Raw genomic sequence first — 7,083 nt, 5'->3', positions numbered from 1 at the left:
GTACGAGGCAGGCGGACTCAAATCTGTCATCGCTTCTTCCGCAGGCAACCACGCACAGGGTGTTGCTTTTGCCGCAAGACAGATTGGCATTCCGGCTACGATTTGTATGCCGCGTTCTACCCCGATTGCCAAGGTTTCCGCAACTAAGGGCTACGGTGCAAACGTTGTCCTGTCCGGCTCTTGCTATGATGATGCCTATGCAAAGGCAATGGAAATTGTAGAAGAGACCGGCGCTACGTTTATCCATCCGTTTGACGACGAGGACGTCATGGCAGGTCAGGGCACCATCGGCATGGAGATCCTGCGCGATCAGCCGGCTGTTGACGTGATTCTGGTTCCGGCTGGCGGCGGTGGACTGCTGTCCGGCGTAGCTGCTTGCGTCAAGCAGATCAACCCGCGTATTCAGGTTATCGGCGTACAGGCAGAGGGCGCACCGGCAATCGCCAACTCGTTCCATCAGGAAGGCATCATTGCCAGCGACTATGTACACACCATCGCAGACGGTATTGCCGTTAAGTGCCCGGGCACCAAGACCATGGAGCACATCAACGCCTTTGTCGATGACATGGTAACGGTATCCGATGATGACATTGCCGCAACCATTCTGCTGCTGCTTGAGCGCACCAAGCAGGTTGTAGAACCGGCAGGTGCTTCGTCGCTGGCAGCTCTGCTCGCTGGCAAGTGTGATTTCTCCGGCAAGAAGGTGGCTTGTGTTCTGTCCGGCGGTAATATTGATGTAAGCTTCATTCATCGTATCGTCGAAAAGGGTCTGGTTACCCGCTGCCGTCACATGAAGTTCAACATTGTCATGCCGGATGTACCGGGTTCTCTGGAGCGTCTGGCTGGCATCATTGCCGAGCAGAACGCAAACATCATCATGTTCCAGCATGACCGCGTCAACGCAAACCTCGACATCAACGAAGCGATTGTACATGTCGTTTGTGAAGTCGGCGGTAAGGAACAGGGACAGGCTTTGCAGCAGGCAATTGTCAGCGCAGGCTACACCTGCACGGTCGGCGCAGAATAAAATTTTTATTATATGCCCAAAAGCGGCGGCTGAATTCTCAGCTGCCGCTTTTTTCTTATCGTTTTGTCGTTGTATTCTCGTCTGTCGTCGTGCGATCCGTCTGTGTGTCTCCGACAACGCCGTCCGTGACATCTTCCGCACCGTTTTCAACGGCACGCCCCAAATCATCCGCCGCGCTCTCTACATCGTCTGTGACAGAACCGGTATCCTCGGTATAGCCGGTGCCGTCGTTGCCGATAATGCCGTCGCCGTTTTCATCCACCCATCCGGAGCCGGAACCGGTATCGGTACGCGTTTGGGTCTCTGTTTCTGTCGTTGTGTTCTGATCCGTCGCTGTATTCGACATGCCGCAGCCGGTGAGCAGCAGTGCCAGCAAACAAACGGACGCGCCTATCATGCCCCATCTTTTTTTCATGCGTATTACCTCCAAAGGCTTATTTGCCTTTAGTTTCCCAATTCTCCGGATTTTTATGCAAAAATACGGAAAAGACCCGTGCATCTCTGCACGGGTCTTTCCTCTGAACATGTATAAAGGATTGATTAAGGGATTGTCTGTTAATCTTCATACTGCAGCGCATCGTAGCCGACGGCACCGGTACGAACCTTGATGACGTTCTGTACATCATAGATAAAGATCTTGCCATCACCGATATGGCCGGTGTACAGTACCTTGCGGCAGGTATCAATAACCTGTTCTACCGGCACCTTGCTGACAACCATTTCTACCTTGGTCTTCGGACGCAGGCTCGTGCTGACCGCAACGCCGCGGTAATACTCTGTTGCGCCCTTTTCTACGCCGCAGCCAAGAACATTGGTCACGGTCAAACCTGCCACGCCGATTTCCTCCAGCGCATCGCGCAGGACTTCCAGACGGGACTGACGGCAGATGACAACAACCTTGGACAGCTTGTGTCCGTCCGTACTCGTAGACGGAATCTCGGTAGCCGGAACAGCTTCTTCGACAGGAACCTTCTTATCCGGACCCACCTTCTCTTCTTTGTAAAAACCATTGACAGTCGGAATCGGCATAAAGTCTGCATAAGCAGAAACCAGACCGTGTTCCATCACATCCAAACCGCGAATTTCTTCTTCTTCGGATACACGCAGACCGATGGTATGCTTAATGAGGAAGAACACGATGGTCATAGTAACAGCAACCCAAGCGATAACACAAACAACGCCAAGCAGCTGAATCAGGAAGAAATGTGCACCGTGACCATAGAACAGACCCTGATCCTTCGCAAACAGGCCGGTCAGCAGCGTGCCCAGAGCACCGTTGACACCATGTACGCCGACTGCGCCAACTGGATCGTCAATCTTGAGGATCTTTTCTACGAATTCAATACCAAATACTACAGCGAAACCTGCGCAAATACCAATAATTGCTGCGCCAAGCGGAGTGACCAAATCACAACCGGCAGTAATCGCTACCAGACCAGCCAGAGAGCCGTTCAGCGTCATGGATACATCCGGCTTGCCGTAACGAATCCAAGTGACGCACATAACCGTAACGGTTGCGACAGCAGCAGCCATGTTTGTCGTGACATAAACAGAAGCCGCAGACTCATATGCACCATTTGTCATAGCAACGGTAGATGCACCGTTAAATCCAAACCAGCAGAACCACAGAATGAATACGCCCAGAGCGCCCAGTGTCAGAGAATGACCCGGAATAGCCTTCGGCTTGCCGTTCTTGTCATACTTGCCGATACGCGGGCCAAGAAAAGCCGCGCCGACCAGTGCAGCTACGCCGCCAACCATGTGTACAGCGGTAGAACCTGCAAAATCATGGAAACCGAGCTGAGACAGCCAGCCGCCGCCCCAAATCCAGTGACCGGAAATCGGATAAATGACCGCACTGATAACCATAGAATAGATGCAGTATGAGCTAAACTTGGTTCGCTCTGCCATAGCACCGGAAACAATGGTCGCAGCAGTCGCACAGAATACGGTCTGGAAGATCAGCGTGGTAAAGCCGCCTTCTCCGCCATTGGTCATGAAGTCAAAGCCGCCGATGAGAGCACCGGTGCCGCCGAACATGATGCCAAAGCCAATCAGCCAGTAAATCGGTGTGCCGAGCGAAAAGTCCATCAGATTTTTCATAATGATGTTGCCGGCATTCTTAGAACGGGTAAAGCCGGTCTCCACCATTGCAAAGCCTGCCTGCATAAAGAATACGAGCGCCGCGCCGAGCAGCGTCCAAGACGTGTCTATGGCGGAGGCATGATCTGCCAATATCGCCATAATGTTCGTGGTATCCATGATTGAATAAACCTCCAAGTGAATTTGTGAAACAAAAAAAGACGTGTACACCGCTCCCTTTTCGGGATTGGCATACACGTCTTTGTGTGCGTTATAAAATTGGTATCAAACGAGCAATTAGCTGTTTACACCGAACAGCAACTTGTCGTAAGCCGGGAACGGCCAGTACTTCGCAGCGGTGTTTACTTCCAGCTCATCAGCAACAGCACGCAGCTGCTCCATTGCCGGAATGACGCTCTCATGCTGATAGTCTGCAGCTTTCTGTACGTCCTCGACAGCATCAGCACCAGCGATAGCAGCGGACAGTGCTTCGATCTTGTCATACGTATCAGAAGCCAGAGCAGACAGCTTCTTCAGCTCCTTGATTTCCAGATCAGCGTTCAGACCCAGCTGCTTCTTGTTGCAAGCGATCTCAGACAGCTCCTTGGTGTAAGAGCCAACTGCCGGCAGAATGTCCTTCTTTGCCATGTCTACCATGGTGCGGGACTCGATCTTGATGAGCTTTGCATACTCTTCCAGCAGGATTTCCTTACGGGACAGCAGCTCGGTCTCGCTCAGAACGCCAGTGGACTCAAAAACATCAATGAACTCATCATAGCAAGCCAGTGCTTCCGGTGTGCTCTTCAGGTTCGGCAGACCGCGCTTCTCAGCCTCTTCTACCCAGCTGTCATCATAGCCGTTGCCGTTGAAGATAACGCGCTGATGTGCAGTCAGCTCACGCTTAACCAGAGCATTCAGGGCAGCGTCAAAGTCCTCTGCGCCTTCCAGCTCATCCGCATAGCTCTTAAATACGTCTGCTACAGCGGTGTTCAGCATCATGTTGACGCAAGCGATGTTCTGAGAGGAGCCCGGCATACGGAACTCAAAACGGTTGCCAGTGAAAGCAAACGGAGAGGTTCTGTTGCGGTCGGTGTTATCCTTGGAGAATACCGGCAGCGTGGTAACGCCCAGCTGAATCTTTGCTGCGCCAGCGCCAGCGGTGTGTGTGCCAGCGATGATGTCATCGACAATGCTCTGCAGCTCGTCACCAAGGAATACGGAAACGATTGCCGGAGGAGCCTCATTCGCGCCCAGACGATGATCGTTGCCAGCGGATGCAACGGAGATACGCATCAGCTTCGCATACTTATCAACAGCAGAGATAACTGCGGTCAGAATCAGCATGAACTGTGCATTTTCCTTCGGATCGCTGCCCGGATTCAGCAGGTTCTCGCCCTGATTGGTGGACATCGACCAGTTGTTATGCTTACCGGAACCGTTTACACCGTCAAACGGCTTCTCATGCAGCAGGCAAACCATGCCGTGCTGGAGAGCGACCTTCTTGGCAACATCCATAACCAGCTGGTTATTGTCGATTGCCGTGTTGGTGGTGGTGAAGATCGGTGCAATCTCGTGCTGTGCCGGAGCAACTTCGTTGTGCTTGGTCTTTGCCAGAATGCCGTACTTCCACAGCTCGGTATCCAGATCTGCCATGAATGCAGCAACACGCGGCTTGATGGTGCCGAAGTAATGGTCATCCATTTCCTGACCCTTCGGGCTCATCGCGCCAAACAGGGTGCGTCCGGTAAATACCAGATCCTTGCGCTGGTCGTAATACTTTTTATCTACAAGGAAGTACTCCTGCTCCGGACCTACAGTCGTGGTGACGCGCTCTACATTCTTGCCGAACAGCTTGAGAATACGGCAAGCCTGCTTGCTGATCGCGTCCATGGAGCGCAGCAGCGGAGTCTTCTTATCCAGCACTTCGCCGGTGTAAGAACAGAAAGCGGTCGGAATGTACAGGGTGCCGTCCTTGACGAAAGCATAGGAGCTCGGATCCCACGCGGTATAGCCGCGAGCCTCGAACGTTGCACGCAGACCGCCGGACGGGAACGAAGATGCGTCCGGCTCGCCCTGAATCAGCTCCTTGCCGCTGAACGACATGATGACGTTGCCGCCTGCCGTCGGGCTGATAAAGGAGTCATGCTTCTCAGCGGTCACACCGGTCATCGGCTGGAACCAATGGGTGTAATGGGTTGCGCCCTTGTCAACAGCCCAATCCTTCATTGCGTTTGCAACAACGTTTGCAATGCTGACATCGAGGGAAGCACCCAATTCGATGGTCTTCATGAGCTTCTTAAATACTTCCTTCGGCAGCTTCTCGCGCATTACATTTTCGTTAAACACGTTCTCGCCGAAAATTTCCGGGACATTAATCATTGTACAACGCACCTCCATGCAGTGTATCTTAAAAAAGATTTCAAACAAACTTACTCAAGCGTATGCTTTTCTACTCCTGCTGAGTATAAAAAATAGGCGCCGCGGACATAACATCCACAGCGCCGTTGCTGTTTACGATGTCTATTATAGACTGTGATTTAGCGCATGTCAACTAATTTTTCAAACTTTTCTGCCCATCGAAGCAACTTTTACATTTTGCCCAGTCCTTCTTCTTTTTAAGTAACCTTTCTATGCAAGTTGTATGAAATCGTTTCTGAGCGGAAGATTTTTTTGCAGGATGCTTGACGAATTCCTGCATTTATTATAGAATATGTTACATGAACAAAGGCGTTCATTCCAAAGTAAGTACTACTTTTACCACTTTTGGGTAGTATTCGCTTTGGAATGGGCGCTTTTTTACTTTTTCTCCGTCTGTTTTGCAGAATGTCGTGAAAGATGATGAAAATAAAATTGCAAAACATTGGGAGAATATCATTCGTTATACATTATATATGATACATGTAAAGGTTTTTAGGAGGAATTGTATTTCATGAACGAGATCAGAACTGAAACTACAATGCCTGCCCGCGGTCTGTACGATCCGCGGTATGAGCATGATGCCTGCGGCATCGGCGCAGTTGTCGATATTAAAGGCAGAAAGACACATCAAACAGTCGATAACGCGCTATCTATTGTAGAAAAGCTGGAGCACCGCGCCGGTAAGGACGCGGAGGGCAAGACCGGCGACGGCGTCGGCATTATGCTTCAGATTTCCCACAACTTCTTCACCAAGGCTGCCGCTGAGGCTGGCATCCAGATTGGCGAAGAGCGCGATTACGGCATCGCGATGTTCTTCTTCCCGCAGGACACGCTCAAGCGTTCGCAGGCAAAAAAGATGTTTGAAGTCATCATTGAAAAGGAAGGCATGGAATTCCTCGGCTGGCGTACCGTGCCGATCAATCCGGATGTTCTGGGCAACAAGGCACTCGCCTGTATGCCGTACATCGAGCAGGGCTTTGTCGCTCGCCCGAAAAACGTAAACAAGGGTCTGGACTTCGACCGCAAGCTGTATGTGGCACGCCGCGTCTTTGAGCAGTCCAACGACAACACCTACGTTGTTTCGTTCTCCAGCCGTACCATTGTATATAAAGGTATGTTCTTGGTTGGTCAGCTGCGCAATTTCTACTGCGATCTGCTGGATGAGGATTACAAGTCTGCGATTGCGATGGTACATTCTCGTTTCTCTACCAACACCAACCCGTCTTGGGAACGCGCTCATCCGAACCGCTTCATCCTGCACAACGGCGAAATCAATACGATTCGCGGCAACGCAGACCGTATGCTCGCCCGTGAGGAGACCATGGAATCCGATGTCATGAGCGAAGAGGATCTCGACAAGGTATATCCGGTTGTCAATCCGGCAGGTTCGGACTCCGCCCGTTTGGACAACACGTTGGAATTCCTCGTTATGAACGGCATGGAGCTTCCGATGGCAGTTATGATCTGCATTCCGGAGCCGTGGTCGAACAACAAGAGTATGCCGCGCGAGAAGCTGGACTTCTACCGCTACTACGCAACCATGATGGAACCGTGGG

At 51.6% G+C, this 7,083-nt stretch carries 4 protein-coding genes and 1 pseudogene; 2 read left to right on the top strand and 3 right to left on the bottom strand.

Annotated features, from left to right (window positions below; genetic code table 11):
• The coding region (gene ilvA / locus ACR0P9_RS05530) for a threonine ammonia-lyase (protein ID WP_432618088.1) at positions 1–1,027 on the top strand (1,027 nt) is incomplete at its 5' end.
• 55 nt (positions 1,028–1,082) lie between these two features.
• On the opposite strand, the gene ACR0P9_RS05525 is transcribed toward ilvA, so the two are convergent.
• From ACR0P9_RS05525 to ACR0P9_RS05515, 3 genes are all read right to left on the bottom strand, one after another.
• Entirely contained in the window at positions 1,083–1,442 is a 360-nt protein-coding gene (locus ACR0P9_RS05525; RefSeq protein ID WP_432618086.1) for a hypothetical protein, read from the bottom strand.
• Between the two features lie 140 nt (positions 1,443–1,582).
• The gene (locus ACR0P9_RS05520) at positions 1,583–3,289 is read right to left on the bottom strand and encodes an ammonium transporter (protein WP_432618084.1); all 1,707 of its coding nucleotides are present in this window, start codon (positions 3,287–3,289) and stop codon (positions 1,583–1,585) included.
• Between the two features lie 117 nt (positions 3,290–3,406).
• Entirely contained in the window at positions 3,407–5,488 is a 2,082-nt protein-coding gene (locus ACR0P9_RS05515) for a glutamine synthetase III (RefSeq protein WP_432618082.1), read from the bottom strand.
• A gap of 550 nt (positions 5,489–6,038) precedes the next feature.
• Here ACR0P9_RS05515 and ACR0P9_RS05510 point away from each other — a divergent pair.
• Positions 6,039–7,083 (top strand): annotated as a pseudogene (locus ACR0P9_RS05510) (glutamate synthase subunit alpha); the annotation flags it as partial.

The organism is Butyricicoccus sp. (assembly GCF_050872565.1).
Taxonomy (GTDB): Bacteria; Bacillota; Clostridia; order Oscillospirales; family Butyricicoccaceae; genus Butyricicoccus_A.
This window is presented reverse-complemented; position numbering and strand designations above follow the sequence as displayed.

What these genes read in the sequence shown, in the direction of transcription:
- ACR0P9_RS05525 (WP_432618086.1), bottom strand. Translation starts at nt 1,442, where the DNA reads ATGAAAAAAAGATGGGGCATGATAGGCGCGTCCGTTTGTTTGCTGGCA.
- ACR0P9_RS05520 (WP_432618084.1), bottom strand. Translation starts at nt 3,289, where the DNA reads ATGGATACCACGAACATTATGGCGATATTGGCAGATCATGCCTCCGCC.
- ACR0P9_RS05515 (WP_432618082.1), bottom strand. Translation starts at nt 5,488, where the DNA reads ATGATTAATGTCCCGGAAATTTTCGGCGAGAACGTGTTTAACGAAAAT.